An 885-nucleotide genomic window follows, 5' to 3' on the forward strand; every position below is an offset into this window, starting at 1 on the left:
GTACATTCATCAACACTACCGGAGCCAATCAATACACCATCTACGTTGCCACTGGTTTCTCCACCGGCACCACAATTATCTGTGAAGGTAGTAGATACTTCTGTTGGCCATGCGGTGTTACAGCCTGGTAAAGCGTAATCAGCAACATCTGCCACAACCGGATCGGTTTCATCGAAGTGACGGGTAATACGCAAGGTTTGTTCTGCATCGTTACCACAATCGTCGGTTAGAGTGAATCGGTAGTCGCGGTATTGCGTACATTCATCCAAAGAACCGGAACCTGTTAATTCTCCAGGAACATTACCACTGGTTTGTCCTTCGACACCACAATTATCGGTGAATGTTGTGGATACTTCTGTTGGCCATGCGGTGTTACAGCCTGGTAAAGCGTAATCAGCAATATCAACAATTGCAGGAGCTTCGGTGTCACCTATTACGGTATAAGTTCCCTGACAATCGCCACTTTGGGCACAATCATCTGAATAGGTAACAGTTGCAGTATAGATAGCACCACATCGAGCCGGAGCAAATACACCGTCTTGATCAACGATATTACCTTCTCCATCTCTAACTATAATAGTATATTGAAGATTGGTACCTCCTGTTGGCGCTAAACTATTGAACCAAGCTAAGTAATCAGCATTAATAGCCTCTTGTGTTAAGCCACATGCGGTTATTTCATCGTTGGAACAATTCTCATCAATCGGAACAGAAGGAATTTGGTCAACGATAGCCTCACATTCAGAAGCATTCTCCAATGTTTGCAGTTGATCTGTTATACGTATAATATAATGACCCGCAGCCAAACCGGAGAATGTTGTAGTGGCAACTAAAGTATTTGGATCTGCATTAACATCCGATTCAGTGTCAACCAGAACAAGAGTG

1 pseudogene is annotated in these 885 nt (G+C 43.7%); it reads right to left on the bottom strand.

The annotated features are described in order from the left end of the window. Nucleotides 1-885: pseudogene (locus tag ACWPKD_RS15220) on the bottom strand (hypothetical protein); the annotation flags it as partial.

The organism is Flavobacterium pedocola (assembly GCF_053764385.1).